General features: G+C 70.1%; 22 protein-coding genes, 1 pseudogene and 1 riboswitch. Of the genes and pseudogenes, 20 read left to right on the top strand and 3 right to left on the bottom strand.

The window, feature by feature from the left end; translation table 11 throughout:
* The first annotated feature begins 67 nt into the window (after nt 1–67).
* From gspE to ACT9AS_RS03525, 13 genes and pseudogenes are all read left to right on the top strand, one after another.
* The gene (gene gspE, locus ACT9AS_RS03465) at nt 68–1,801 is read left to right on the top strand and encodes a type II secretion system ATPase GspE (protein WP_445099024.1); all 1,734 of its coding nucleotides are present in this window, start codon (nt 68–70) and stop codon (nt 1,799–1,801) included.
* A gap of 4 nt (nt 1,802–1,805) precedes the next feature.
* Complete coding sequence (xpsF, locus tag ACT9AS_RS03470) at nt 1,806–3,023, top strand: type II secretion system protein XpsF (RefSeq protein WP_445098714.1); 1,218 nt, start codon at nt 1,806–1,808, stop codon at nt 3,021–3,023.
* 39 nt (nt 3,024–3,062) lie between these two features.
* Nucleotides 3,063–3,497, top strand: coding sequence for a type II secretion system major pseudopilin GspG (gene gspG, locus ACT9AS_RS03475; protein ID WP_445098715.1), 435 nt, complete (start codon nt 3,063–3,065; stop codon nt 3,495–3,497).
* Nucleotides 3,475–3,963, top strand: a complete 489-nt coding sequence (gene xpsH / locus ACT9AS_RS03480; RefSeq protein WP_445098716.1) for a type II secretion system protein XpsH — start codon at nt 3,475–3,477, stop codon at nt 3,961–3,963. The genes gspG and xpsH overlap by 23 nt, the downstream gene beginning before the upstream one ends.
* Entirely contained in the window at nt 3,960–4,400 is a 441-nt protein-coding gene (xpsI, locus tag ACT9AS_RS03485) for a type II secretion system protein XpsI (protein ID WP_445098717.1), read from the top strand. Before xpsH ends, xpsI begins: the two co-directional genes overlap by 4 nt.
* Nucleotides 4,400–5,047, top strand: a complete 648-nt coding sequence (locus ACT9AS_RS03490) for a prepilin-type N-terminal cleavage/methylation domain-containing protein (RefSeq protein ID WP_445098718.1) — start codon at nt 4,400–4,402, stop codon at nt 5,045–5,047. The genes xpsI and ACT9AS_RS03490 overlap by 1 nt, the downstream gene beginning before the upstream one ends.
* Nucleotides 5,047–5,910: a general secretion pathway protein GspK gene (locus ACT9AS_RS03495; protein WP_445098719.1), complete on the top strand. Its 864-nt coding sequence runs from the start codon at nt 5,047–5,049 to the stop codon at nt 5,908–5,910. Before ACT9AS_RS03490 ends, ACT9AS_RS03495 begins: the two co-directional genes overlap by 1 nt.
* On the top strand, nt 5,907–7,091 hold the full coding sequence (locus ACT9AS_RS03500) for a PilN domain-containing protein (RefSeq protein ID WP_445098720.1): 1,185 nt from the start codon (nt 5,907–5,909) through the stop codon (nt 7,089–7,091). The genes ACT9AS_RS03495 and ACT9AS_RS03500 overlap by 4 nt, the downstream gene beginning before the upstream one ends.
* A complete protein-coding gene (gene gspM, locus ACT9AS_RS03505; RefSeq protein WP_445098721.1) occupies nt 7,066–7,704 on the top strand; it encodes a type II secretion system protein GspM in 639 nt (212 codons plus the stop codon). Before ACT9AS_RS03500 ends, gspM begins: the two co-directional genes overlap by 26 nt.
* Nucleotides 7,694–8,407, top strand: coding sequence for a type II secretion system protein XpsN (locus tag ACT9AS_RS03510; RefSeq protein ID WP_445098722.1), 714 nt, complete (start codon nt 7,694–7,696; stop codon nt 8,405–8,407). The genes gspM and ACT9AS_RS03510 overlap by 11 nt, the downstream gene beginning before the upstream one ends.
* Before the next feature lie 10 nt (nt 8,408–8,417).
* On the top strand, nt 8,418–10,718 hold the full coding sequence (gene gspD, locus ACT9AS_RS03515; protein ID WP_445098723.1) for a type II secretion system secretin GspD: 2,301 nt from the start codon (nt 8,418–8,420) through the stop codon (nt 10,716–10,718).
* 43 nt (nt 10,719–10,761) lie between these two features.
* A pseudogene (locus tag ACT9AS_RS03520) lies at nt 10,762–11,595 on the top strand (glycosyltransferase family 2 protein); the annotation flags it as partial.
* A gap of 95 nt (nt 11,596–11,690) precedes the next feature.
* Nucleotides 11,691–12,656: a glycosyltransferase gene (locus tag ACT9AS_RS03525; RefSeq protein WP_445098724.1), complete on the top strand. Its 966-nt coding sequence runs from the start codon at nt 11,691–11,693 to the stop codon at nt 12,654–12,656.
* A gap of 145 nt (nt 12,657–12,801) precedes the next feature.
* On the opposite strand, the gene pyrF is transcribed toward ACT9AS_RS03525, so the two are convergent.
* Nucleotides 12,802–13,629 carry an orotidine-5'-phosphate decarboxylase gene (gene pyrF, locus ACT9AS_RS03530; RefSeq protein WP_445098725.1) on the bottom strand — a complete coding sequence of 276 codons (828 nt, stop codon included), beginning with the start codon at nt 13,627–13,629 and terminating at the stop codon, nt 12,802–12,804.
* Nucleotides 13,630–13,676: 47 nt separating this feature from the next.
* Nucleotides 13,677–14,051, bottom strand: a complete 375-nt coding sequence (locus tag ACT9AS_RS03535; RefSeq protein ID WP_445098726.1) for a hypothetical protein — start codon at nt 14,049–14,051, stop codon at nt 13,677–13,679.
* Between the two features lie 335 nt (nt 14,052–14,386).
* On the opposite strand from ACT9AS_RS03535, the gene ACT9AS_RS03540 reads away from it, so the two are divergent.
* The 4 genes from ACT9AS_RS03540 to ACT9AS_RS03555 all read left to right on the top strand — a co-directional run bounded on the left by ACT9AS_RS03540 (nt 14,387) and on the right by ACT9AS_RS03555 (nt 19,383).
* Nucleotides 14,387–14,926: a fimbrial protein gene (locus tag ACT9AS_RS03540; protein ID WP_445098727.1), complete on the top strand. Its 540-nt coding sequence runs from the start codon at nt 14,387–14,389 to the stop codon at nt 14,924–14,926.
* Nucleotides 14,927–14,994: 68 nt separating this feature from the next.
* Nucleotides 14,995–15,714, top strand: a complete 720-nt coding sequence (locus ACT9AS_RS03545) for a fimbria/pilus periplasmic chaperone (RefSeq protein ID WP_445098728.1) — start codon at nt 14,995–14,997, stop codon at nt 15,712–15,714.
* A 148-nt stretch (nt 15,715–15,862) separates the two neighbouring features.
* Nucleotides 15,863–18,340 carry a fimbria/pilus outer membrane usher protein gene (locus ACT9AS_RS03550; RefSeq protein ID WP_445098729.1) on the top strand — a complete coding sequence of 826 codons (2,478 nt, stop codon included), beginning with the start codon at nt 15,863–15,865 and terminating at the stop codon, nt 18,338–18,340.
* Nucleotides 18,337–19,383: a fimbrial protein gene (locus tag ACT9AS_RS03555; RefSeq protein ID WP_445098730.1), complete on the top strand. Its 1,047-nt coding sequence runs from the start codon at nt 18,337–18,339 to the stop codon at nt 19,381–19,383. The genes ACT9AS_RS03550 and ACT9AS_RS03555 overlap by 4 nt, the downstream gene beginning before the upstream one ends.
* Before the next feature lie 68 nt (nt 19,384–19,451).
* Here the strand turns inward: ACT9AS_RS03555 and ettA are convergent, their stop codons facing one another.
* Entirely contained in the window at nt 19,452–21,116 is a 1,665-nt protein-coding gene (ettA, locus tag ACT9AS_RS03560; protein ID WP_445098731.1) for an energy-dependent translational throttle protein EttA, read from the bottom strand.
* Between the two features lie 732 nt (nt 21,117–21,848).
* On the opposite strand from ettA, the gene glyA reads away from it, so the two are divergent.
* The 3 genes from glyA (at nt 21,849) to ribD (ending at nt 24,834) form a co-directional block, all read left to right on the top strand.
* On the top strand, nt 21,849–23,102 hold the full coding sequence (gene glyA, locus ACT9AS_RS03565; protein WP_445098732.1) for a serine hydroxymethyltransferase: 1,254 nt from the start codon (nt 21,849–21,851) through the stop codon (nt 23,100–23,102).
* A 14-nt stretch (nt 23,103–23,116) separates the two neighbouring features.
* Nucleotides 23,117–23,638: a transcriptional regulator NrdR gene (nrdR, locus tag ACT9AS_RS03570; protein ID WP_445098733.1), complete on the top strand. Its 522-nt coding sequence runs from the start codon at nt 23,117–23,119 to the stop codon at nt 23,636–23,638.
* A gap of 95 nt (nt 23,639–23,733) precedes the next feature.
* Nucleotides 23,734–24,834: a bifunctional diaminohydroxyphosphoribosylaminopyrimidine deaminase/5-amino-6-(5-phosphoribosylamino)uracil reductase RibD gene (gene ribD / locus ACT9AS_RS03575; protein ID WP_445098734.1), complete on the top strand. Its 1,101-nt coding sequence runs from the start codon at nt 23,734–23,736 to the stop codon at nt 24,832–24,834.
* Nucleotides 24,835–25,123: 289 nt separating this feature from the next.
* Nucleotides 25,124–25,284, top strand: a riboswitch (FMN riboswitch).
* Nucleotides 25,285–25,363 lie beyond the last annotated feature (79 nt).

Consider the following 25,363-nt stretch of genomic DNA (forward strand, 5'->3'; position numbering starts at 1 on the left):
GTCGGACAGCTGCTAAAGTCGGGCGTTCACGGCTTTGGAGGGCGGTGTGGACGCAGCAGCAGATGCCATCGCGGGCGGCACGGATGACGGCCGGAGAGACGGTCGTGCGGGCGACGCCAACCCGGTCGAGGACCGGATCGTCGACGCGTTGCTCGCCAGGGGCCGGCTGAAAGAGGCCGACCTCGGTCGCGCGCGCCGGCTGCAGGCCGAAACCGGCGGCAGCCTGCTGGCGTTGCTGACGCGGCTCGGGCTGGTGTCCGAGCGCGACCATGCCGAGACCGTCGCCGAGGTGCTCGACCTGCCGCTGGTCAGTGCCAAGACCATGCCGGAGCTGCCGCCCGAGGGCGTGGCGCTCTCGACCCGGTTCATGAAGCAGTTCGCGGTCTGCCCCGTCGCCGAGACCGCGAGCAGCGTCGCGATCCTCGCCGCCGATCCGCAGGACACCTACACCCTCGACGCCGTGGGCCTCGCGACCGGCCGCGAGGTCCATGCCAGCGTCGCCCTGCGCTCGGAGATCGACGAGCTGATCGAGCGCTGGCACGGCCAGGGCCGCAGCGCGATGGGGGCGATTGTCGAAACCGCCGAAGGCGAGGGCAGCGACCTCGACGACGTCGAGCACCTGCGCGATCTCGCCTCCGAGGCCCCGGTGATCCGGCTGGTCAATCTCGTCATCCAGCGTGCGGTCGAGTTGCGCGCGTCCGACATCCACATCGAGCCGTTCGAGAACCGCCTGAAGGTGCGCTACCGCGTCGACGGCGTGCTGATCGACGGCGAGAGCCCGCCGGTCAACCTGACCGCGGCGGTGATCAGCCGCATCAAGATCATGGCCCGGCTCAACATCGCAGAGCGCCGGCTGCCGCAGGACGGCCGGATCATGTTGCGGGTGCAGGGCCGGGAGCTCGACCTGCGCGTCAGCACGGTGCCGACCGCGCACGGCGAGAGCGTGGTGATGCGCCTGCTCGACCGCGAATCGGTGGTGCTCGACTTCGAGAAGCTGGGCTTCACCGACGAGTTCCTGCCGCAGTTCGAGCACGTGCTGCAGCAGCCGCACGGCATCCTGCTGGTCACCGGCCCGACCGGCTCGGGCAAGACCACCACGCTGTACACCGCGCTGAGCAAGCTCAACACGCCGGACGTCAAGATCATCACGGTCGAGGACCCGGTCGAGTACCAGATCGAGGGCATCAACCAGATCCAGGCCAAGCCGCAGATCGGCCTCGACTTCTCGCAGGCGTTGCGTTCGATCGTGCGACAGGACCCGGACATCATCATGATCGGCGAGATGCGCGACCTCGAGACCGCGCGCATCGCGATCCAGTCGGCGCTGACCGGCCACCTCGTGCTGTCGACACTGCACACCAACAATGCCGCCGGCGGCATCACCCGGCTGCTCGACATGGGGGTCGAGGACTACCTGCTGACCTCGACCGTCAACGGCATCCTCGCCCAGCGGCTGGTGCGCAAGCTGGAGCCGACCCACGCCGAGAAATACCCCGCATCGCCGGAAGAGATCGAAAAGTTCGGCCTGCGCCGCTACCAGCCCGAAGGCGACATCCACCTGTATCGGCCGCGTGCTTCGGCGCTGGCGCCGACCGGCTACAAGGGGCGTTCGACGATCATGGAATTCATGGTCATGAACGACGAACTGCGTCGCGCGGTGATGCGCCACGCCGGCATGGGCGAGATCGAGCGGATCGCCCGCGACGCCGGCATGCGCACGATGTACGAGGACGGCATCGTCAAGGCGCTGGCCGGCCTGACCACGATCGAGGAAGTCCTGCGCGTGACCGAGGACGCCTGATCGCATGGCGCTCTACACCTACAAGGCGCTCAACGCGCGCGGCGAAATGCTCGACGGCCAGATGGAGGCCGCCAGCAACGCCGAGGTCGCGGCGCGCCTGCAGGAGCAGGGCCACCTGCCGGTCGAGGCGCGACTGGCCAGCGAGGGCGGCGGCGCGTCGGTGTGGAAAGGCCTTTTCAAGCCCAAGCCGTTCGCGGGCGAGCGGCTGGTGCAGTTCACCCAGCAACTGGCGACGCTGCTCGGCGCGGGGCAACCGCTCGACCGCGCGCTGACGATCCTGCTGGAACTGCCCGAGGACGAAGCGGCGCGACGCGTGATCAGCGACGTGCGCGACGCGGTGCGCGGCGGCACCTCGCTGTCGACCGCGCTGGAGCGGCAGCACGGCACGTTCTCGCGGCTCTACGTCAACATGGTCCGCGCCGGTGAGGCCGGTGGCAGCCTGCACGAGACGCTCGCCAGGCTGGCCGATTACCTGGAGCGTTCGCGCGTGCTGCAGGGCCGCGTGATCAACGCGTTGATCTACCCGGCGATCCTGCTGGTGATGGTCGGACTGAGCCTGCTGTTCCTGCTCGGCTACGTGGTGCCGCAGTTCGCCCAGATGTACGAAAGCCTCGACGCCGAGCTGCCGATGTTCACCCGGATCGTGCTCGGCGTCGGCCTGTTCGTGCGCGACTGGTGGATCGTGCTGGTGGTGGTGCCGGCGCTGTTGCTGTTGTGGATCGACCGCAAGCGTCGCGACCCGGTGTTCCGCGAGGCGCTCGACGGCTGGCTGCTGCGGCGGCGCTTCTTCGGCGGGCTGTTCGCCAAGGTCGAGACCGCGCGACTCGCGCGCACGCTCGGCACCCTGGTGCGCAACGGAGTGCCGCTGATGGCCGCGCTCGGCATCGCCCAGAAGGTGATGGACAACCGCGTGCTCGCCGCCGATGTCACCGCCGCCGCCGACGAGGTCAAGAATGGCGTCGCGCTGTCGACCGCGCTCGGCCGCGGCAAGCGCTTTCCGCGCCTGGCGTTGCAGATGATCCAGGTCGGCGAGGAGTCCGGCGAACTCGACGCGATGCTGGTCAAGACCGCCGAGACCTTCGAGCACCAGACCTCGCTGGCGCTGGACCGGATGCTGGCGGCGCTGGTGCCGGTCGTCACCGTGGTGCTGGCCGGCGTGGTCGGCGTGGTGGTGATGGCCGTGCTGACGCCGCTGTACGACCTGACCAATCAGATAGGCTGAACCCGGTATTCCCCCGACTTCCAACTACGGACGACTGCGATGCGAAACAAGCGCTCCCTGACCCGCTCCCCCTCCGCCGCGAAGCAGGCCGGCATGAGCCTGATCGAGATCATCATCGTGATCGTGCTGATCGGCGCGGTGCTGACCTTCGTCGGCTCGCGCGTGCTCGGCGGCGCCGACCGCGCCAAGGCCAACCTCGCCAAGTCGCAGGTGACCACGATGGCGCAGAAGGTGGAGGCGTTCCAGATGGATACCGGCCGCCTGCCGACCACGCTCGACGAGCTGGTGACCGAGCCGTCCAACGCGCCCGGCTGGCTCGGGCCGTATGCGAAGGCGGCCGAACTCAACGATCCTTGGGGCCACCCGATCGAGTACCGCACCCCGGGCGAGGCCGGTGCGTTCGACCTGGTGATCCTCGGCAAGGACGGCAAGGTCGGCGGCAGCAGCGTCGATGGCGACATCCGCTACGAGTGACCGCGCCGCGCGCAGGCGCGGGCAGGGCGGCGTCTCGCTGCTGGAGATGCTGCTGGTGGTCAGCCTGATCGCGATCGCCAGCCTGTTGGCGGCCGCCGCGTTCAGTGGCGGGATCAAGGGCATGGAACTGCGCTCGGCCGCCAAGGAGATCGCCGCGGAACTGCGCTTCACCCGCACGCGGGCGATCGCGACCGGGCAGCCGCAACGTTTCGTGATCGACCCCGCTGCGCGGACTTGGCAGGCGCCCGATGGCCATGACGGCGAAATTCCCGGCGCGCTACAGGTGCGTTTCACCGGTGCGCGCGAGGTCCAACCCAGCGAGGGCCAAGGCGCGGTGATGTTCTTCAACGACGGTGCCGCGACCGGCGGGCGGATCCAGCTCTCGCGCGAGCGTGCGGCCTGGAACATCGACGTGGCGTGGCTTACCGGCGAAGTGACCCTGGCGCGCGCGGAAGCGGCGCCGTGAGGATCCGCTCGCCCCGGTCGCGGCATGGACAGGCGGGTTACTCGCTGATCGAGGTCATCGTCGCGTTCGCGCTGCTCGCGCTGGCCCTGAGCCTGCTGCTCGGCACGCTGTCGGGCGCGACCCGGCAGGTGCGCTGGTCCGGCGATGCCGGTCGCGCCGCGCTGCACGCGCAATCGCTGCTGGATACCGTCGGCGACGGCGAACCGCTGCGGCCGGGACAGCGCAACGGCGAGTTCGACGACGGTCGTTACCGCTGGTCGTTGCAGGTCGCTCCGTGGACCGACGGGCTGCCGGTCACCGGTCCGGTCGCACCGGGCGGCAATCGACTGTACGAACTGGTGCTGACCGTGCAGTGGGGCGACGCCGGCCCGCGCGAGCGCCTGCAGTTGCGCAGCTTGCGGCTGGCCCCGCCCGGCCCGCAGGTGGCGTCGCGGTGATGCGCCCTGTCGCCAGGGCCGCCGGCTTCACCCTGATCGAGGTGTTGCTGGCGACGGTGCTGCTGGCGGCCGGATTGGCGGTCGCGTTCTCGACATTGACCGCGGCGACCCGCACAGCCAGTGCCGGCGAGGCCATGGCCGCGCGTGGCGAGCGCATGCGGGCGGTCGAGGGGTTCCTGCGCAAGCGCCTGGTCGCGGCGCGGCCGATCGCGTTCGGCACCGACGAGGCCAGCCTGATGCCGCAACGTTTCATCGGCGAATCCGGGCGGATGCGCTTCGTCGCCGACCTGCCGGACTACCTCGGTCGCGGCGGGCCCTACCTGCACGATTTCCGCATCGAGGACGACGGCGACGGCGTCCGCATCGAACTGGTGCTCCAGCTGGTGCTCGCCGGCGAGACCATAGAAGACCCGGACCCGCGTCCGCCGGAACCGCTGGTCGATGGGCTGGAATCCGCGCGCTTCCGTTACCGCGGCCCCGACCCCGACGGCGGACTGTCCGACTGGCAGGACGACTGGACGGCCGCGGAGCAGTTGCCGTTGATGGTCGAAGTCACCCTGACCGACGCCGACGGCCGCGAATGGCCGCCGCTGGTGGTCGCGCCGCCGCTCGCGCGCGATACCGCGAGTGGCATGGGAGGGTTCTGATGCGCGCCGCATCCCGCCCGCGCGTCGACGGTGCCGCGTTGCTGCTGGTGCTGTGGCTGATCGTGCTGCTGACAGCGCTGGTCGGCGGGTTCGCGATGGTGGCCCGGGTCGAACGGCTGCAGGGGCATGTGCTGGTGCGAGGGCTTGTCGCCCAGGGCGCCGCCCGCGCCGGGGTCGAGTACGCCCTGACACGGGTGGAACTGGCCAATCCGCGCCTGCAGTGGCAGCCCAACGGCCAGCCGTACCGGTGGCGTTACGGTGGCGCCGAGGTCGAGGTCCGGATCGTCGACGAGAACGGCAAGATCGACCTCAACCAGGCCGACGCCACCGTGCTGGCCAACCTGCTGCTCGCGCTTGGCCTCGACCAGGTCGAGGCGGGGCGGCTGGCGGCCGCGGTCATCGACTGGCGCGACCCCGACCAGCTGACCCAGGCCGCCGGCGGCGCCGAGGACCGCGACTACGCATCGGCCGGGCGTGGCTACGGCGCCAAGGACGCCGCGTTCGAAAGCATCGCCGAGTTGCAGCAGGTACTCGGCTTCAGCCCGGAGGTCTACGCGCAGGTCGAACCCAACGTCACCGTCTACAGCGGCCTGCCGCGGCCGGACCCGGAATTCGCGCCGGGCCCGGTGCTCACCGCGATCGGGCTGGACGGCGAGGCGCTGGTCGCGGCGCGCGGGCAGTTGGACCCGGCAGCCGGCTTTCCCGGCGCAACCGGCAGCGGTACGTATAGTATCGACAGCCTTGCGCGGCTCGCCGATGGGCGCCAGTCGCTGCTGAGGGTCGTAGTGCGCGCGGGAGACGGTGGCGTCACCGGGATGGCGTATACGGCGTTGCGTTGGGAGGAGGGAGCTTCACCACGATGAGCCTGTTCGGAAGCAGCCTGGGCGGTCGCCTGGGTCACATCGGTGCACGACTCGGACCCGGCGCGGGTGGCTTCCTGCGCTGGTGGGGCGGTGCGCTGGCATCGTGGCTGCCGCTGCGCTGGCGGCGCGTGCTCGGTTTCGACCGGGGCCGCCTGCTGCTGCAACGCGATGGCGACGAGCTGCAGTTGCGCCTGAACAGTGCGGGCGAGTTGCGCGATCTCGGCCGGTTGCCGCTGCTGCCACCGCTTCCCGAGGGCGCGCCGACGACCGACGATCCGCTGGCGCGCCTGCTCGACGCCCGCATCGCCGACCTGCCGCGCTGGCTGCTGCTCGCCCCGGCACAGGGGCTGCGTCGCCGGATCAGCCTGCCGGCCGCCGCCGCCGACCGCCTGCGCGACGTGGTCGGCTTCGAGATCGACCGGCAGACCCCGTTCACCGCCGACGCGGTGGCCTACGACGCCCGCGTGCTGGGCCGTCGCGACGGCGATGGCCAGGTCGATGCCGAACTGGTCGCGGTGCCGCGCGCCGTGCTCGACCCGCAGCTTGCCGCGCTGGGACCGCTGACGCCGACCCTCGCCGGGGTCGACCTGGCCGCCGCCGACGGCCTGCCGCTCGGGATCAACCTGCTGCCGCCGTCGCAGCGCCGCCGCCACCGCGATCCGTGGGCCGGCTGGAACCTCGCGCTGGCCGCGGTCGCCGTCGTCGCGATCGCCGCGCTGCTGTGGCAGTTGCTGGACAACCGCCGCGACGCCGCCGAGGCGTTCGAACAGGAGATCGCGCGCAGCGCCGACGCCGGCCGGCAGGCCGCGGCGCAACGTGGCGAACTGATGGAGCTCATCGAAGGCCAGGCCTTCCTCGACCGCGCCCGCGCGCAGCGTCCGACCAGCATCGAGGTGATCGATGAGCTGACCCGGCGCCTGCCCGATGGCACCTACCTCGAAAAACTCTCGATCGACGACCAGCAGATGTTGTTGATCGGTCTCAGTGGCGAGGCGGCCGCGCTGATCGGCCAGCTGCAGGGCACCGGCCTGTGGCAGTCGCCGGCGCTCGCGGGCGCATTGCAGCCCGACCCCGACAGCGGTCGCGACCGTTTCACCCTGGTCGCCAAACTGGCCAAGCCGACGCCCGCGGCGACCAAACCCCCGGAGGCCGGCGATGACGCCACCGATCCGGCCGGTTGACGCGTTCAGCCGGCGCGACCGCTGGCTTGCCCTGGGCCTGCTGCTGGCGGCACTGGCGCTGGCCTATGCGGTGCTGGTGCACCCCTGGTTCAGCGTGCCGATGCGCGAGGCGGGCGAACGCATCGAGGCGCTGCAGCAGCGCGAGCTGCGGCTGCGGATGCAACTGCAGCAGGCGCCGGAAATCGAGCAACGCCTGCAGCAGCTGCGGGCGCAGCAGGGCGACCGCCCCGGGTTCCTGCCCGAGTCGAATCCCGAACTGGCCACCGCCAGCCTGATCCAGCGGCTGGAAACCGTGGTCCAGCAGGCCAGCCCGGGCAATCGCAGCTGCGCGATCAGCAACCGCTCGCCGCTCGATGCCAATACCCGAGAGCGTTACGCCCGGGTGGTCGTCCAGGTGCGGCTGCGCTGCGGCAACCCGGAGCTGGCCGCGGTGCTGCACTCGCTCGAAAGCGGTGCGCCGCGGCTGTTCATCGGCAACCTCAACATCCTCGCCCAGCGCATGTACGCCGGCCCCGGACGCGGTGCGCAGCCGGACGGCACCGGCGGGCTGGACGTCTCGTTCGACCTGTACGGCTACCTCGCGCCGCCGCTGGAGGCTGCCCGTGCGCCTTGACGATGCGGGTCCGCGCAGCTGGCTGCTTGCCGGCGTTGCAGGCTGGGCGCTGGCGGTCTGGCTGCTTGCGGTCGCGGGCATGGGCGGGCGGGTCGAGCCGCTGCCCGATGACCCCTCGCTGCTGAAGCCGTTGCCGCCGGCGCGGACGCCGCCACCGCTGCGGCTGGGACCACTCGGCCAGTACGGGAGCATCGTCGCCCGCCCCCTGCTTTCCGCCGACCGCAAGCCGCACCCGTTTTTCCTGCAGGGCGAAGGCGACGCCGAGGAGCAGGACGGGTTCAATTACGTGCTGACCAGCGTGCTGATCACGCCGCGGCTGAAGCTGGCGATCCTGCAGCCGGCCGATGGCGGGATGCCGGCGCGGGTCAAGCTGGACCAGACGCCGGAATCGCATCCGGCCTGGCGGCTGGTCGGCCTGTCGGAGCGCAGCGCGGTGTTCGAGGGCCCCGAGGGCCAGCGGACGCTGGAACTGCGGGTGTACGACGGCATCGGCGGCGAGCGGCCGACCCAGCTCGACGCCCCCGACGACCGCGTCCCGGTCGAGCCCCCGCCATCCGCGCCAACCCCGGCCAGGGTCGATGATGCCGCGCCCGCCCCGGCCGCCGACCAGGCCCAGATGGAGGCGATCCGCAACCGCATCGAGCAACGTCGCGCACGGTTGCGCAACGAGTCGAAGTCGCAACCGCCGGCCAACAGCCCCTAGAGTGCATGGAATGAAGCCACCATCCCCCGTCCGTTCTTTGCCGTCCCCGCAGCGTGCCGCCCCCGCGGCATCGTGGCGGCGGGTGGTCCTGCGCCAGCTCGTGCCAGGTTTCGTCCTTGTCACCCTGCTGGCCGCCTGTACGAGTACCCCGGTGGCGAGCGTGCGCCGCGACGGACCCGATGATCGCGGTGCCGCCGCGGTACAGATCCGCACCGCCGGCACCGATGCGATGGCCGATGCCGTGCCGGTCGGCGACGGGGTGCAGGCGCAGCCGCTCGTTGGCGATGACGTCGGCCCGCAGGCGCAGATCCGTCGCGGCACCGGCCAGGTCATCAACCGCGCCGCGGCCGCCGCGCCGCTGCCCAACCTCGGCGGTACCAGCGGCGCGGCGACGTTCAATTTCGAGGGCGAATCGCTGCACGCGGTGGTCAAGGCGATCCTCGGCGACATGCTCGGCCAGAACTACGTGATCGCGCCGGGCGTACAGGGCACCGTCACCCTGGCCACGCCCAAGCCGGTCAGCCCGGCCGAGGCGATCAGCCTGCTCGACCAGGTGCTGGGCTGGAACAACGCGCGCATGGTTTACAGCGGCGGTCGCTACAACATCGTCGCCGCCGACCAGGCGCTGGCCGGCAACGTCGCCGCGCGCACCGGCAGCGCCGCCAACGCGCGCGGATTCGAGGTGCGCACGGTGCCGTTGCGCTACGTCTCGGCGACCGAGATGGAGAAGATCCTCGAGCCCTACGCGCGCCCCAACGCGATCGTAGGGGTCGATGCGGCGCGCAACGTCATCAGCGTCGCCGGCACCCGCGCCGAGCTGCAGAACTACCTGCGCACGATCGAGGTGTTCGACGTCGACTGGCTGTCGGGGATGTCGGTCGGGGTGTTTCCGCTGCATGCCGGCAAGGCGACCCGCGTGGTCGCCGACCTGGAGAAGGTCTTCGGCGAGGCCAGCAACTCGCCGGTCGCCGGGATGTTCCGCTTCATGCCGCTGGAAGGCGCCAACGCGGTGATGGTGATCACCTCGCAGCCGGACTACCTGGACGACATCCAGCAGTGGCTAGACCGGATCGACAGCGCCGGCGACGGCGTGCGGCTCTACACGTACCAGCTGAAGTACATCAAGGCACGCGACCTTGCCGACCGGCTGGCCGAAGTCTTCGGCGGCGCTTCCAGCGGCGGTGGTGGCGACACCGTTGCCGCGCCCACGTTGATGCCGGGGCTGGAATCGGTCGATATCGAATCCGGCCGTGACGGCAACAGCTCGGTCAGCATCGGCGGAAAGGGCGGCGCCGGCGGTAGCGGCGGCAGCAGTGGCGGAGGCGGCGAGATGTCGCTGGGCGCGGCCGAGGACGGCAATGCCAGCGTCAGCCTGGAAGTCGACGGCGATGAGGTCGGTGTCTCCGCGGTGGAGGAAACCAACGCCCTGCTGGTGCGTTCCAGCGCGCGCGCCTGGCAGTCGATCACCGACGTGATCGAGCAGCTCGACGTGATGCCGATGCAGGTGCATATCGAGGCCCAGGTGGTCGAGGTGCAACTGAGCGGCGACCTGGAGTACGGCGTCAACTGGTTCTTCGAGCGCGCGGTGACCGACAACGGCCTGCCCAACTCGGTCAATCGCGACACCTGGAGCACCCTGGCGGGCAGCGTGCAGGGCGTCGAGAGCAGCGGCAGTCCCGCCGGTCTGGCCTGGACGTTCCTCGGCCGCAATGCGGCGGCTGTGATCACCGCGCTCGACTCGGTCACCGACGTCAACATGCTGCAGACTCCCTCGGTGGTGGTGCGCAACAACGCCGAGGCGACCTTCAACGTCGGCAGCCGGATCCCGGTGTCGTCGGTGACGGTCAATCCCGGCATCGGCAACGACACCAGCTACAGCCAGGTGCAGTACCTCGACACCGGCGTGATCCTCAAGGTGCGCCCGCGGGTCACCCAGGACGGCATGGTGTTCCTCGACATCGTGCAGGAGGTCAGCGCGCCCGGGGGCGAGGCCGACCGCTTCGGCAACGTCCGGATCGACACCCGCAAGCTCAAGACCGAGGCGGCGATCCAGAGTGGCGACACGGTGATGCTGGCCGGCCTGATCCGCGACAGCGTCAACCGCGGCTCGTCGGGCTTCCCGGGCCTGAGCCGGATCCCGGTGATCGGCGGCCTGTTCGGCACCCAGTCGTCGGCGACCAGTCGCGAGGAAACCATCGTGCTGCTGACCCCGACCATCATCCGCAACCCGCAGGAAGCGCGCGATTTGACCGACGAGTACGGCCGTCGCTTCCGCGCGCTGGAGCCGCTGCATCGCCAGCCGGAACCGTAATCCGGCATGGTCGCGAGCCTGATCCGCACGGGGGCGCCGGCGCATGGCTGAACTGCCCATCGTCGTCGTGCCCGTGGGCAGCGACGACGACGCGCTCGACGCCTGCCTGGCGGCTCTGGAAACCGGCACCCCGGCCGGCACCCGGGTCTGGCTGGCCGATGACGCCCAGGCCGGCCCGCGCGGCTACGCGATCATCGAACGCTGGCTGGCGCGCACCGCGCTGAGGGCCGACTACACCCGGCGCCAGCGCGCGATCGGCGAGGTCGCCCATCTCGATGAAATCCTCGCCGCCTGTGGCAGCGCCGATGTCGCCGTGCTGGCCACCGATGCCAGGCCATTGCCGGGCTGGCTGGAACAACTGGCCGGTTGCCTCGCCAGTGACGGCGCCATCGCCACCGCGACCCCGTGGTGCAACGCCGGCGAGGCCGCGGCATGGCCGCGCATCGGCGAGATCGATCCGATGCCCGCCGACCCGGCGCGTCTGGCCCGCGCGTTGGCGGGCATGCCCCGCGTCCACCCCGAACTGCCGGCCGCGGTCAGCCATGCGGTGCTGTTGCGCGGCAATGCGCGCGAGAAGGCACGGGGACTCGACACCGCCAGCTACGGCTCCTGGTATGCCGGCCTGATCGACCTGTCGCTGCGACTGTCTGGATTGGGCTGGCGCAACGTGCTTTGCGAATCCGCCTACGTCGCCCGGGCCGCCGAGGGGAGGGCATACGAGGGCGACATGGACCGCATCGCCGCGCGCTGGCCGGACTGGCATGCGCGCATCGCCGGCTTCCTGATGCGCGACCCGTTGCGCGACCCGCGGCAACGACTCGCGGGGCTGCTCGAAAACATCGGTCCGCCGGAGCCGCAGTCCGACCTGTTCGCAGCCGCGGATGCCGCGGGCGATGAAGCTGCGACGTCGCCGGCCCCGACCGCCGCGACCGACGTCGCCTCCGGTATCCGTTCCCCCGACGCCCCCGAGTCATGACCGAAACCACACCCTCGCCACCTTCCCCGGCCCCAGCCACGGCCGACGACATCGCGGTCGTCGTCGTCACCCACCAGAGCGCGTCGACGATCGACGACTGCCTCGCGCGCCTGCGCACGTCGGACGGCGTCGGCGTGATCCGGGTGGTCGACAACCAGTCCGTCGACGGCACCCTGGAGATCGCGCAGCGCCACGCCACCGCCGACGCGCGCGTGCGCTTCATCGCCAATCCCGACAACCCGGGCTTCGCTGTCGCCTGCAACCAGGGCGCCGCCGACGCGCTGGCCGCGATGCCGGCCGCGCGCTGGGTGGCGCTGGTCAATCCCGACGCGATGGTCGAGGCCGACACCTTCGCCGCGCTGCGCGCGCTGGCCCTGCCGCGTGGCGAGGTCCTGCTGGGCGCGGACCTGGTCGACGAGGACGGCGTGCGCGACCCCGCCGCGCGCCGTCGCGACCCGGACTTCGGCGCGATGCTGGGCGCCTTGCTGCCCGGCCGGCTGGTATCGGAACGGTCCGGTGCCGGAAAGTTGCGCGCCGCGACCGCGGGTGGCACGACGATGGCGGTCGCGCCCGATGACAGCCAGGAACTGCAGCAGGTCGCGGCGATCTCGGGCGCGTTGATGTACATCTCGCGCGGACTGTTCGAGCGCCTGGGCGGATTCGACCCGGACTACCGGCTGCATGCCGAGGACCTCGACCTGTGCCGTCGCGCGTTCGACGCCGGTGCGTTCATCGCCGTCGCCAACCGCGTACGCGTCATGCACGTGCGCGGCGTGTCCAGCCGGTCGCGGCCGCTGTTCGTGGAGTGGCACAAGCACCGCGGACTGTGGCGTTACTTCGAAAAATTCGAGGCCGGCCAGCGCGGACCGCTGCTGCGCGCCGGCGTATTCGCCGCGATCTGGTTGCGCTTTCCGCTGGCGGCCGCGCGGGCATGGCTGCGGAGTCGGCAGTGGCGCGGGTGATTAGCTGTCTGGCTGGCGCCAGTTCTAGAGATCATCCCCGGCCGCAGGTCAGGCCTGATGTAGGAGCGACGTGAGTCGCGATTTCACTGGTCTGCGGGGTCGCCGTGCGATCGCGACTTACGTCGCTCCTACACAAAGCGCGCTTCTAGCGGTAGTGGTTGATCTGGTCGCGCAGCGCCCTGGCCGCATCGGCGGCGGCTTCGGCAAAATCCTCGCCGGACGACGCATACAGCACCGCACGCGACGAACTCACCACCAGCCCCGTGCCGTCGGCGGTCTTCGCGTTGCTGACCACCGCCTCGACATCACCGCCCTGGGCACCGACGCCGGGCACCAGGAACGGCACGTCGCCGACGATCTCCCGTACCTCGCGCAACTGCGCCGGCCAGGTCGCGCCGACCACCAGCATGCAGTTGCCGTGCGTGTTCCATTCGCGTGCGACCTTGCCGGCGACGTGCTGGTACAGCGGCCTCGCCACGCCGTCGCCGTCCTGCGCGACCAGGTCCTGCAGGTCGCCCGCGCCGGGGTTGGAGGTGCGGCACAGTATCACCACGCCGCGGTCGGCGCGGTCGAGGAACGGCTGCACCGAGTCGCGCCCGAGGTACGGGTTGGCGGTGACCGCATCGGCGCCATAGCGGTCGAAGGCTTCGCTGGCATAGTGCTGCGCGGTGCTGCCGATGTCGCCGCGCTTGGAGTCCAGGATCACCGGGATGCCGGGGTGCGCAGCATGGATGTGCGCGACCAGTCGCGCCAGCGCATCCTCGGCGCCGAGCGCGGCGAAGTGGGCGATCTGCGGCTTGAATGCGCAGACATACGGCGCCGTCGCATCGACGATCCCGCGACAGAAGGAGAAGACCGCATCTTCGTCGCCCGGGAACCGCGCCGGGAACCTGCCCGGTTCCGGATCCAGCCCGACACAGACCAGCGTATCCGCCGCTTTCCAGCGCGCCCTGAGCGCTTGCATGAACTCCATGGACCACCTCTACCGTCGCGTCCGCCCATTATCGCGGCGCGCAGCGGTCAGAGGTAGTCGATGCTGACCAGGTAGGTGGCGGTGCCCGGGCTGTCGCTGTCCGGCTGGATGCGATAGCGGGACGAGAAGCTGCTCCGGTCGTCGGTCACCGCGGCCGCGGTCACCGGGAGTTCGCCGGCGCGTGTTCCCGCCGACATGTCGACCAGTTGCGCGCCGGCCACGCGGCCGAGGGGCTCGATCCTGAGGCGGGCGCCCTGGGCCGCCATCGGGCATCGGCTGAGCACCACTTCGCCGGGTGACGGTGCGCTGGCGGCGCAAGGGGCTTCGGCGATCCTGCCACTGAACCGGATCGTGCCGCCGCTCGCCAGCGCAGGCGCTGCGAAGGCGGCACACAGGCAGGCAAGGAAGGCAGTGCGTCGCATCGCGTCTCTCCGTGGTTGTCCGGATTGACGGCCGGCCGGGTGCGCCCTGCAGGGTGCGATTGCCGATTTGTGACCGGTCGCTCAGCTCGTTCGTGATTGCGACGAGGTAGACGCATCGCGTCACACGATCGGGTCAGGTTATGCCCCAGCCGGGCGCAAGGGCGCGTGACGGATCATTGGCGCCCCTGATGACGTGGAATTGGCACTTGGCACGGTTTGTGTGTGACAATTTCCCGATTGAAATGTGACCAACAACACTTTTCGTCTGCCGGCACCCCACGATGGATTGCCGGGACACCTCTTCTTCCAGACCAGATCCATACAGGGGAATCCAGATGCGCAAGTCCATTGCCTTGGCCGCCGTGCTCACCGCGGCGAGCGTCGCTCCGTTGTCGGCCAGTGCCGCCGACGGCACCATCACCTTCAACGGCCAGGTCACCGCCCAGACCTGCTCGATCGCCACCCCGGGTGGTGCCGACTTCTCGGTGAACCTGCCGACCGTCATCAGCAACTCGCTGTCGGCCGCGGGCGAGACCGCCGGCCGCACCGCGTTCTCGATCCAGCTCGCCGAGTGCGATGCCGGCCAGGTCGCGACCTATTTCGAGCCCGGCGCCACCGTCGACTTCACCACCGGCCGCCTGAACAACCAGGCCGCGCAGAACGCCGCGCAGAACGTGCAGATCCAGCTGCTGGGCGGCAACGGCCAGTTCATCCCGGTGGTCGCTTCGGGCACCGCGCAGGCCAACTCGCAGTGGGTGCAGGTCGACGCCAACGGCGACGCGAGCCTGGACTACTTCGCCGAGTACTACGCCACCGGCAACGCCGGCGCGGGCGACGTCAGCACCAGCATCAAGTACACCATCATCTATAACTGATGCCGCAGCATCCGCCGGCGCGACCTCCCGGGTCGCGCCGGCGGATCGCCGTGCCCGGGCCACCACCGATGAATACCTTCCTGTTCCGCACGTTGCTCGTGGCCGCGTGGGCCCTGGCGTGCAGCCTGCCTGCCGCCGCCGGCGTGATCATCAACGGAACGCGGGTGATATACCCGGCGCAGGCGCGCGAGGTCACCGTGCAACTGGTCAACACCGGGGACAACCCGGCGCTGGTGCAGGCCTGGGTCGACAGCGGCAACCCCGACCAGACGCCCGAGACCAGCACCGCGCCGTTCGTGCTGACCCCGCCGATCAGCCGGCTGGAACCGGGACGCGGCCAGGCGATCCGGGTCATCTTCTCGGGGACCGAGCTGCCGACCGCGCGCGAGTCGGTGTTCTGGCTCAACGTGCTGGAAGTGCCGCCGGCGCCGGAGGCCGATGCCGCGCAGAACTACATGCAGGTGGCGTTCCGGTCGCGCATCAAGATTTTCTTCCGGCCCGAGGGGCTGGAGGGCACCGCCAACGAGGCGCCGTCCGCGCTGCAGTGGACCGTTGCGGGAGGACGGTTGGGGGTTGCCAACCCGACGCCCTTCCACGTGACCCTGGTCGGGCTGGCCGCGCTGTCCGGGGACGGCAGCGAAGTGGCGACGCTGGAGCAGCAGGGCCGGATGCTGGCGCCGGGCGAGTCGGTGGACTGGCCGGTGCCGGGGTCGATCGCCAAGGTCGCCTTCACCACCATCAACGACTACGGCGGCCGGGTCGAGCACCGGGCTGCGGTGAATCCGTGATCTGACCACGTTGTCCGGGGGCGGCTTGGCATCTTCAACGCAACGTGGCCTGCCAGTACGGGCAGGAACGCAGGCGCCGCCGGCCGGGTCGCGGGCGGGCCGGCTTGCGTTTGCCTGCGCGGTTGCCTTGTGGATTTCCGCACCGGCGGTGGCCGGTGGCCCGAATGGCGAGGCGGAAGGGGCCGACGTCGATGCGGCGCGGTTCAACTCCGCCTTCCTCGCCGGCGCCGCGGGGCAGCAGCTGGACCTCTCGGTCTTCAGCCGCGGCAACCCGGTCATCGCCGGGAACTACCGCGTCGACGTCTACGTCAACGACAGTTGGAAGGGGCGCCGCGACCTGGATTTCCAGGCCGACGGGGACGGCCAGGCCCACGCGTGCCTGTCGCTGCCGGTGCTGGAGGAACTCGGGGTCGATACGGCCGCCGTGCTGGAGTCGGTCCCGGCCGAAGGCGAATCCTGCCGGGTGATCGACGACTGGATCGAGGGCGCCCGGGCGCGGTTCGACTCCGCGCAGCTGCGCTACGAGTTGAGCGTCCCGCAGGCCTTCCTGCGCCATGCGCCGCGCGGCTACGTCAGCCCGGCGCTGTGGGACACCGGCATCAATGCCGCTTACGTCGGTTACCACTTCAATGCGATCGACAGCCGCAACCGCATGGGCGGCGGCTGGTCGAACAACCGCACCGCCTACCTGGGGCTCAACAGCGGCCTGAACATCGGTGGATGGCAACTGCGGCACGACGCCAGCCTGTCGTGGTCCGAGGATGGCGGCAGCGACTGGGACAGCATCGCGACCTACGTCCAGCGCCCGCTGGCCGCGGTGCGCGGGGTGCTGACCGTGGGCGATGCCCACACCAGCGGCGAGCTGTTCGATTCGATCGCCTACCGCGGCATCAGTCTGGTCAGCGACGACCGCATGCTGCCCGACTCCCTGCGCGGCTATGCGCCGGTGGTGCGCGGCATCGCCGAAACCAGCGCCGTGGTGGAAATCCGGCAGAACAGCCAGCTGATCCATTCCGTGACCGTGGCGCCAGGCAGTTTCGTCATCGACGACCTCTACCCGACGGGCTACGGCGGCGACCTGCAAGTCACGGTGCTGGAGGCCGACGGCCGCCGCCGCAGCTTCAACGTGCCCTACGGCTCGGTCGCGCAGATGCTGCGGCCGGGCAGTTCGCGCTACGCGCTCACCGCCGGCCGGGTGCGCAACCCGTCCCTGCTGGATGAGCCGGCGATGGTGCAGGCGACCTACCAGCGCGGCCTCACCAACCACGTCACCCTGTATGGCGGCACGGCGGCGACCGAAGACTACGCCTCGGTGCTGTACGGCGCCGGCCTGTCCACCCCGCTGGGCGCCTTCGCCGTGGACGCGACCCACGCGCGCGCCGAACTGGCGGACGGAAACCGGCGCACCGGCAGCAGCGTCCGGCTGGGCTACAGCAACCTGATCGGCGCCACCGGGACCAATGTCACCGTGGCGGCCTACCGCTACTCGACCCGCGAATTCCTCGGCCTGCAGGACGCGATCCGGGTGCGGGACCTCATCGGGCGCGGCACCGACCCGGCGCAACTGGCGCGCCAGCGCAGCCAGTTGCAGCTGACCCTGAACCAGCCGCTCGGCGAAGGGCGGGGCGCCATGTACCTCACCGGCTCGCTGCGCGAGTTCTGGGGCGGGCACGGCAGCGCGCGGGACTTCCAGTTCGGCTACAACAACGCATGGCGCCGGGTGAATTACGGCATCTCGGCGGTGCGCACGTTCGACCCGGCGGGCGGCGCCGATACCCGCTACCTGCTGAGCTTCAGCGTGCCGCTGGGACGTTCCGGCAATCCGGTCTCGCTCAACAGCGACGTGGGACTGGGCCGCGACGGCTACGAAAACAGTCGCGTCGGCATCACCGGGTCGCTGGGGCAGGACCATGTGCTCAGCTATGGGCTGGCGGTATCGGATTCCGATGACGCCGGCACCGGCGTCGTCGCCACCGCCGATTACCGCAGCCCGGTCGCGGCCATCAACGGCGCCTACAGCCACGCCGACGACTACCGGCAGGCGAGCGTCGGCGCTTCGGGCACGGTGGTGCTCCATGCCGGCGGCGCCACGTTCGCGCCCCGGCGCGGTGACACGATGGTGCTGGTGGAGGCGCCGGGCGCGCTCGGCGCACAGGTCCAGAACGCGCCGGGCGTGCGGGTGGACGACCGCGGCTATGCGCTGGTGCCGTACGTCTCGCCCTACCGGCTCAACACCGTGACCCTCGATCCGCAGGGCATGGCCCGCGATGTCGAGCTGCAGAGCACCAGCGCCACGATCGCGCCGTACGCGGGCGCGATCAGCCGGCTGCGGTTCGACACGCGCCACGGCCGCGCGTTGCTGATCCGCGCGTCGCGCGCCTCGGGTGAACCGTTGCCGTTCGGCGCTCAGGTGCTCGACGGGGCGGGCCAGGTGGTCGGCATGGTCGGGCAGGGCGGGTTGGCCTACCTGCGCACCGAAGCCGAAGCCGCCACCCTGGCCGTGCGTTGGGGCGATGCGGCCGACCAGCAATGCCTTGTCGATTACCGGGTGCCGGCGCCGGCCGGTCCGGAAGCCGCGGGTTCGGAGCCCGGTCTGTTCACCCGCGTGGAGGCGGCGTGCCGATGAAATCCAATCGCTCCAGCCGACGCGCGCGCGCGGTCATCGCGTCCTGCCTGCTGCTTGCCGCCCTGCTGCTGGCGCCGACAGCCTCGGCGGCCTGCCGGGTCGCCCGCGGCTTCAACGCCCAGGACGTGACGATGGACATGGGCCAGGTGGTGATTCCGCCCGGACTGCCCGTGGGCGCGGTGATCAAGGAAATCCAGGTCCCCATCACCGCGCGGAACCAGGCGATCTACTGCGAGGGCTGGTTCAGCACCGATGTCGCCAGAGGGCGGTACGTACAGGCCGAACAGTTGCTCGGGTCGACCGGCGACAACGTGTACCCCACCCAGGTGACGGGGGTCGGGATCCGGGTCTGGCGGGAGGGCGGAAGCGTACGGACCTACTACCCGCACGATCTGTTGCTGTCGGGCGGCTGGTACGGACAGTGGTACGACCTCGAGGGCGGCCGCTTCATCGTCGAACTGGTCAAGACCGCGCCGACGACCGGCTCCGGGCCGATCGCCAACAACGGGCGGTTCACCACCTACTACGTTGCGGGCGATCCGGGCCGTCCCATCCTCACCTCGACCTTCAAGGGCTCCGGCACGACCATCGTCCCGCCCACCTGCGAGGTGGACGCCGGCACCCGCAACATCGCGGTCGAGTTCGGCCAGGTCCCCAGGTCGCGTTTCACCGGGGTCGGTTCACGCGCGGACAACCGCGACTTCGCCATCCGCCTGAGTTGCCAGGGCAGCAACGTGTCGGGGCACCAGAGCGACATCTCCGTGCGGCTGGACAGCAGCAGCGCGCTGCCGTCGATGCCGGGGGTGATCGCGGTCGCGCCGGGGGCCGATGCGGCGACCGCGATCGGGGTGGAAGTGGTGCGGGTCGGCAATGCGGCGGAAACGCCGGTGCAGTTCGGCCAGGGGCTGCCGCTCGGCCGCACCCGGCCCGGCAGCCAGACCTTCGAACTGCCGCTGCGCGCGCGCTACATCCAGACCGGGGCCGGCCCGGTCCGGCCGGGGGTGGCCCGGGCCACGGCCACGTTCACCATCGAGTACGACTGACCACGGAGTACGACCGACGGGCGCGCCGCCGAAGCGGCGTCCCGGCTGTCGTCCTGCCTGGCGCCGTCCTACTTCAGCGCCTTGAAGCGCAGCCGGTGCGGACGCGCGCCTTCCTCGCCGAGGCGACGCTTCTTGTCTTCCTCGTACTCGCGGTAGTTGCCCTGGAAGAACTCGACGTGCGAATCACCCTCGAACGCGAGGATGTGGGTCGCGATGCGGTCCAGGAACCAGCGGTCATGGCTGATCACCACCGCGCAGCCGGGGAACTCCAGCAGCGCGTCTTCGAGCGCGCGCAGGGTCTCGACGTCGAGGTCGTTGGACGGTTCGTCGAGCAGCAGCACGTTGCCGCCCTGCAGCAGGGTCTTGGCCAGGTGCAGGCGACCGCGCTCACCGCCCGACAGCGTGCCGACCAGCTTCTGCTGGTCCTGCCCCTTGAAGTTGAAGCGGCCGATGTAGGCGCGCGACTGGATCTCGATGCCGTTGATGTTGAGGATGTCGGCGCCGCCGGAGACTTCCTGGAAGACGTTGTGGTTGCCCTCCAGCTTGTCGCGGCTCTGGTCGACGTAGGCGACCTTGGTCGACGGGCCGGTCACGATTTCGCCCTTGTCCGGCGTTTCCTGCCCGGTGATCATCTTGAACAGGGTCGACTTGCCGGCGCCGTTGGGGCCGATGATGCCGACGATCGCGCCCGGCGGGATGATGAAGCTGAGGTCGTCGATCAGCAGGCGGTCGCCGAACGACTTGGACACGTTCTTGAACTCGATCACCGAGTTGCCCAGGCGCTCGCCCGGCGGGATGAAGATCTCGTTGGTCTCGTTGCGCTTCTGGTACTCGACCGAGTTGAGCTCCTCGAACCGCGCCAGTCGCGCCTTGCCCTTGCTGCGGCCGCCCTTGGCGTTGCTGCGGACCCACTCCAGCTCCTTCGCCAGCGCCTTCTGCCGCGCCTTCTCGCCGGCCTCTTCCTGCTTCAGGCGCTCGGACTTCTGCTCCAGCCACTGGGTGTAGTTGCCCTTCCACGGGATGCCGCGGCCGCGATCCAGTTCGAGGATCCACTCGGCGGCGTTTTCGAGGAAGTAGCGGTCATGGGTGACGGCCACGACGGTGCCGGTGTAGCGCTGCAGGAACTGCTCCAGCCATTCGACCGACTCGGCGTCGAGGTGGTTGGTCGGCTCGTCGAGCAGCAGCATGTCGGGCTTCTGCAGCAGCAGCTGGCACAGCGCGACGCGGCGCTTCTCGCCGCCCGACAGGTTGCCGATCACGGCGTCCCACGGCGGCAGGCGCAGCGCGTCGGCGGCGATTTCCAGCTGGGTTTCCAGGGTGTGGGCGTCGCCGCTGGCGAGGATCGCTTCCAGCCGCTGCTGTTCGGCGGCGAGCTTGTCGAAATCGGCACCTTCCTCGGCATAGGCCTCGTAGACCCTATCGAGCGCGGCTTGGGCGCTGAGCACGTCGCCGACACCGACCTCGACCGCCTCACGCACGGTGTGCTCGGGGTCGAGCTGCGGCTCCTGCGCGAGGTAGCCGACCTTGATGTCCTTGGCCGGGCGCGCCTCGCCGGTGAAGTCCTGGTCGACGCCGGCCATGATCTTCAGCACGGTCGACTTGCCGGCGCCGTTGAGGCCGAGCAGGCCGATCTTGGCGCCGGGGAAGAACGACAGCGAGATGTCCTTGATGATCTGGCGCTTCGGCGGCACCGTCTTGGACACGCCGTTCATGGTGTAGATGTATTGCGACATGGGGGCTCCGTGGAGCGGCGTTCGAGGCGCCGCAAAGGCGTACGGCGGCGACCTGCGGATGGGGCAGGGGCCGGAGGTGTTCGGGAATTGCCCATTATCGCGGATGCGCGGGCCGGGTGCCATGTGGCGGGGATGCCGTTTAAGAGCAAGGCTGGGGTTCGTTGGCTTCGGGAGGGGCGGCGGGGTGGCCGGGGGCTGTTCCTCCCCTCGGTCAGGGCTTCCTGCCCTGACTCGGGGCCGCAGGCCATCCATGGCCTGCTTTCCACATCCCCCGGCCACCCCGCCGCGTCGCGGCTTGGGGCTTAAGGGGTTGGGTGGAAGAAGAGACTCCTTGTTTGCGATGGGGATGGTCGCCATCCACCGCGAAACCCGCTTCCGTTGTAGGAGCGACGTAAGTCGCGACCCGCCGCAACCGGCGAGACGTTGTACAGGTCGCGACTCACGTCGCTCCTACACGAAGTCCGCCCCACGAAGCCACGAAACCCGGGCAGGAGGTGGACGGTGGGGGTGTTGCGCAGAAGCGGGCCATGGATGGCCCGCGGCCCGCCTCAGGGCAGGAGCCCTGATGAAGGGCCGGAGCAACACCCCCACCGGCCGCCTCCTGCGCGACGCACCCAGCCGGAGCCTATCGCTCGAGATACGCGCCGAGCCGTCTCGCCCGAACGGCTCCCTCGAACCCCCAGTCGACGCTAAACTCGGAGTTCCTCCCAACCCCCCACCCCCGGAGTAGCAATGTTCCCGCGCGACGCACGTATCGAAGGTTATGACCCCGAACTCGCCCAGGCGATTGCCGACGAGGCGCGCCGGCAGGAGGACCACGTCGAGCTGATCGCGTCGGAGAACTACGCCAGCCCGCGGGTGATGGAGGCGCAGGGCAGCCAGCTGACCAACAAGTACGCCGAGGGCTACCCGGGCAAGCGCTATTACGGCGGCTGCGAGTACGTCGATGTCGCCGAGAAGCTCGCGATCGACCGGCTCAAGGAACTGTTCGGCGCCGACTACGCCAACGTCCAGCCGCACTCGGGTTCGCAGGCCAACCAGGCCGTGTACCTGTCGCTGCTGCAGCCGGGCGACACCATCCTCGGCATGTCGCTCGCCCACGGCGGCCACCTGACCCACGGCGCCAAGGTCAACATCTCCGGCAAGCTGTTCAACGCCGTGCAGTACGGCGTCGATGCGGACGGCCTGATCGACTACGACGAGATCCAGCGCCTCGCCACCGAGCACAAACCGAAGATGCTGGTCGGCGGTTTCAGCGCCTATTCGCAGAAGATCGACTGGGCGCGCATGCGCCAGATCGCCGATTCGGTCGACGCGATCTTCTTTGTCGACATGGCCCACGTCGCCGGCCTCGTCGCCTCCGGGGTCTACCCGAATCCGCTGCCGCATGCGCACGTGGTCACCTCGACCACCCACAAGACCCTGCGCGGCCCGCGCGGCGGCATCATCGTGGCGAAGGACCCGTCCGACGAGCTGGTCAAGAAGCTGCAGAGCATCGTCTTCCCCGGCATCCAGGGCGGCCCGCTGATGCACGTCATCGCGGCCAAGGCGGTGGCGTTCAAGGAAGCGCTGGACCCCGAGTTCAAGGCCTACCAGCAGCAGGTGGTGAAGAACGCGCAGGCGATGGCCGAAACCATCATCAAGCGCGGCTACAAGATCGTTTCCGGTGGCACCGAGAACCATCTGATGCTGGTCGACATGATCGGCAAGGGTATCACCGGAAAGGATGCGGAGGCGGCGCTCGGCAAGGCCCACATCACCGTCAACAAGAACGCGGTGCCGAACGATCCGCAAAAGCCGTTCGTCACCTCCGGCCTGCGCATCGGCACCCCGGCTGTCACCACCCGCGGCTACAAGGAAGCCGACTGCGTCGCGCTGGCCAACTGGATGTGCGACGTGCTCGATGCGCCGAACGACGACAAGGTCATCGCCGGCGTGCGCGAGAACGTTACGAAGCAGTGCGCGCAGTTCCCGGTCTACGGCTGAGCGACGACTAGACCTTGCACTGCCCCTTCTGCCAGCACGGCGACACCCGCGTAATCGACTCGCGGGTGTCCGACGACGGCGCCACGATCCGCCGGCGCCGCGTCTGCGAGGCCTGCGGCGAACGCTTCAGCACGCTTGAGACGATCGAGCTCAAGCTGCCGGTGATCATCAAGTCCGATGGTCGTCGCGAGGCGTTCGACGCGCGCAAGTTGCGCTCGGGTTTCGACCGCGCGCTGCAGAAGCGGCCGGTCGCCGACGAGCAGATCGAGGCGGCGGTGCGCGCGGTGGTGCACCAGCTGCGCATGACCGCCGAGCGCGAGCTGGCGTCGCTGCGGGTCGGCGAATTCGTGATGGCCGAGCTGCGCAAGCTCGACCACGTCGGCTACGTCCGCTTCGCCTCGGTCTACCGCGCGTTCGAGGACGTCGCCGATTTCCGCGAGGAGCTCGACCGGCTGGAAAGCGACAACTCCGGCGAAGGCCAGTTGCCGCTGCTCGACGGTGAGCCGGCGGCGCCGACCCGGGGCCGCAAACGCTAGCGACCCATCGCACCGACCGGTCCCGGCTGCCGCGCGGGCGCCGATTGGTTAGGCTGGCCGGCGACCCAGCGATCCACACGAGGAACTGCCGACCGATGTCCGACTTCACCGCCACCGACCACCTGATGATGGCCCGCGCGCTGCGCCTGGCCGAGCGCGGCGCCTATACGACCCGGCCCAACCCGATGGTCGGCTGCGTGGTGGTGCAGGGTGACGAGGTCGTGGGCGAGGGCTTCCACCAGCGCGCCGGCGAGCCGCATGCGGAGGTCATCGCGCTGCAGGCGGCCGGCAGGAAGGCCAAGGGCGCGACCGTCTACGTGACGCTGGAGCCCTGCGCGCACACCGGTCGCACCGGGCCGTGCGCGGACGCGCTGGTCAAGGCGAAGGTCGGCCGGGTGGTGGCGGCGATGCGCGACCCGTTCCCGCAGGTCGACGGCGCCGGTTTCGACAAGCTGAAGGACGCCGGCATCGAGGTCGCCAGCGGTCTGATGGAGGCGCAGGCGCGCGAGCTCAACCGAGGCTTCCTGTCGCGGATCGTGCGCGGCCGGCCGTGGGTGCGGGTCAAGCTGGCGACCAGCCTCGACGGCCGCAGCGCGCTGGCCAACGGCGATTCCAAGTGGATCAGCGGCGAGGCCTCGCGCGCCGACGTGCAGCGCTGGCGCGCCCGCGCCGGCGCGATCGTGACCGGCGCCGGCACCGTGCTGGCCGACGACCCGTCGCTGACCGTGCGGCTGGGCGACGACACCCCGTTCGAACCGCCGCTGCGGGTGGTGCTGGACCCCGGGCTGGCGACGGTCTCGCGCGGCAAGGTCCGCGAGGGCGACGCGCCGACGCTGTACGTGCACGCGCCCAACACCAAGCTCAGCCGCGGGATCGACGCGCAACTGGCGATCGCCGATGTCGAGCACGGCGAGTTCGACCTGCACGCGGTGCTCAGGCTGCTGGCCGACCGCGGGATCAACGAAGTCCACGTCGAGGCCGGCGCGACCCTGGCCGCGTCGTTCCTGGAGGCCGGGCTGGTCGACGAGCTGCTGCTGTACGTCGCCCCGGTGATCCTGGGCTCGAAGGCGCGGCCGCTGTTCGACGGCCTCAATATCGAATCGATGGCCGACCGGTTGGAACTCGACGTGGTCGAGTCGCGGCATTTCGGGCGGGATATCCGGGTGCTGCTGCGGCCGCGGCAGGCCTCGGAGTGAGAGGGTAGGCCCGCTCGTAGCCCCGGGGGCGATCGTGGCCGGACGGACAAGTCCCGCTTTTTTGTAGGAGCGACGTAAGTCGCGACCGCACGGCGATCCCGGCTATCAGTGAAATCGCGACTCACGTCGCTCCTACAACGTAGCGAGCCTTGTCGCGTTCCACCCGTTCAGCGCGCCCCATCGCATTCCCCGACGCAGCAGCCCCATCACCCCAACGCACCGTTCCACCCGCGCGCCGGCCCACCCCGGCCCGGATGCTAGAATCCCCCCGCCGCCCACGCGGCATACGTAACGTCTTCAGGGCGGGGCGAAACTCCCCACCGGCGGTAGGTCGCCCGGTTCAGCGAACCGCACGACAAGCCCGCGAGCGCCTCCGGCCACGCCGGAGGGTCAGCAGATCCGGTCCGATACCGGAGCCGACGGTCATAGTCCGGATGAAAGAAGACGGCAAGTCCATGGCCCCCCGGCCATGCGCATGCCATTGCCTTGTGACGTTTTTCGCCAGCCTTCCATGCGGGAAACGTTCCAT

It is taken from the genome of Lysobacter sp. F60174L2 (assembly GCF_052547135.1).

Coding starts and splice junctions, on each gene's coding strand:
- xpsF (WP_445098714.1), top strand. CDS start 1,806: ATGGCGCTCTACACCTACAAGGCGCTCAACGCGCGCGGCGAAATGCTC.
- gspG (WP_445098715.1), top strand. CDS start 3,063: ATGCGAAACAAGCGCTCCCTGACCCGCTCCCCCTCCGCCGCGAAGCAG.
- xpsH (WP_445098716.1), top strand. CDS start 3,475: ATGGCGACATCCGCTACGAGTGACCGCGCCGCGCGCAGGCGCGGGCAG.
- ACT9AS_RS03490 (WP_445098718.1), top strand. CDS start 4,400: ATGCGCCCTGTCGCCAGGGCCGCCGGCTTCACCCTGATCGAGGTGTTG.
- ACT9AS_RS03495 (WP_445098719.1), top strand. CDS start 5,047: ATGCGCGCCGCATCCCGCCCGCGCGTCGACGGTGCCGCGTTGCTGCTG.
- ACT9AS_RS03500 (WP_445098720.1), top strand. CDS start 5,907: ATGAGCCTGTTCGGAAGCAGCCTGGGCGGTCGCCTGGGTCACATCGGT.
- gspM (WP_445098721.1), top strand. CDS start 7,066: ATGACGCCACCGATCCGGCCGGTTGACGCGTTCAGCCGGCGCGACCGC.
- gspD (WP_445098723.1), top strand. CDS start 8,418: ATGAAGCCACCATCCCCCGTCCGTTCTTTGCCGTCCCCGCAGCGTGCC.
- ACT9AS_RS03525 (WP_445098724.1), top strand. CDS start 11,691: ATGACCGAAACCACACCCTCGCCACCTTCCCCGGCCCCAGCCACGGCC.
- pyrF (WP_445098725.1), bottom strand. CDS start 13,629: ATGGAGTTCATGCAAGCGCTCAGGGCGCGCTGGAAAGCGGCGGATACG.
- ACT9AS_RS03535 (WP_445098726.1), bottom strand. CDS start 14,051: ATGCGACGCACTGCCTTCCTTGCCTGCCTGTGTGCCGCCTTCGCAGCG.
- ACT9AS_RS03540 (WP_445098727.1), top strand. CDS start 14,387: ATGCGCAAGTCCATTGCCTTGGCCGCCGTGCTCACCGCGGCGAGCGTC.
- ACT9AS_RS03545 (WP_445098728.1), top strand. CDS start 14,995: ATGAATACCTTCCTGTTCCGCACGTTGCTCGTGGCCGCGTGGGCCCTG.
- ACT9AS_RS03555 (WP_445098730.1), top strand. CDS start 18,337: ATGAAATCCAATCGCTCCAGCCGACGCGCGCGCGCGGTCATCGCGTCC.
- ettA (WP_445098731.1), bottom strand. CDS start 21,116: ATGTCGCAATACATCTACACCATGAACGGCGTGTCCAAGACGGTGCCG.
- glyA (WP_445098732.1), top strand. CDS start 21,849: ATGTTCCCGCGCGACGCACGTATCGAAGGTTATGACCCCGAACTCGCC.
- ribD (WP_445098734.1), top strand. CDS start 23,734: ATGTCCGACTTCACCGCCACCGACCACCTGATGATGGCCCGCGCGCTG.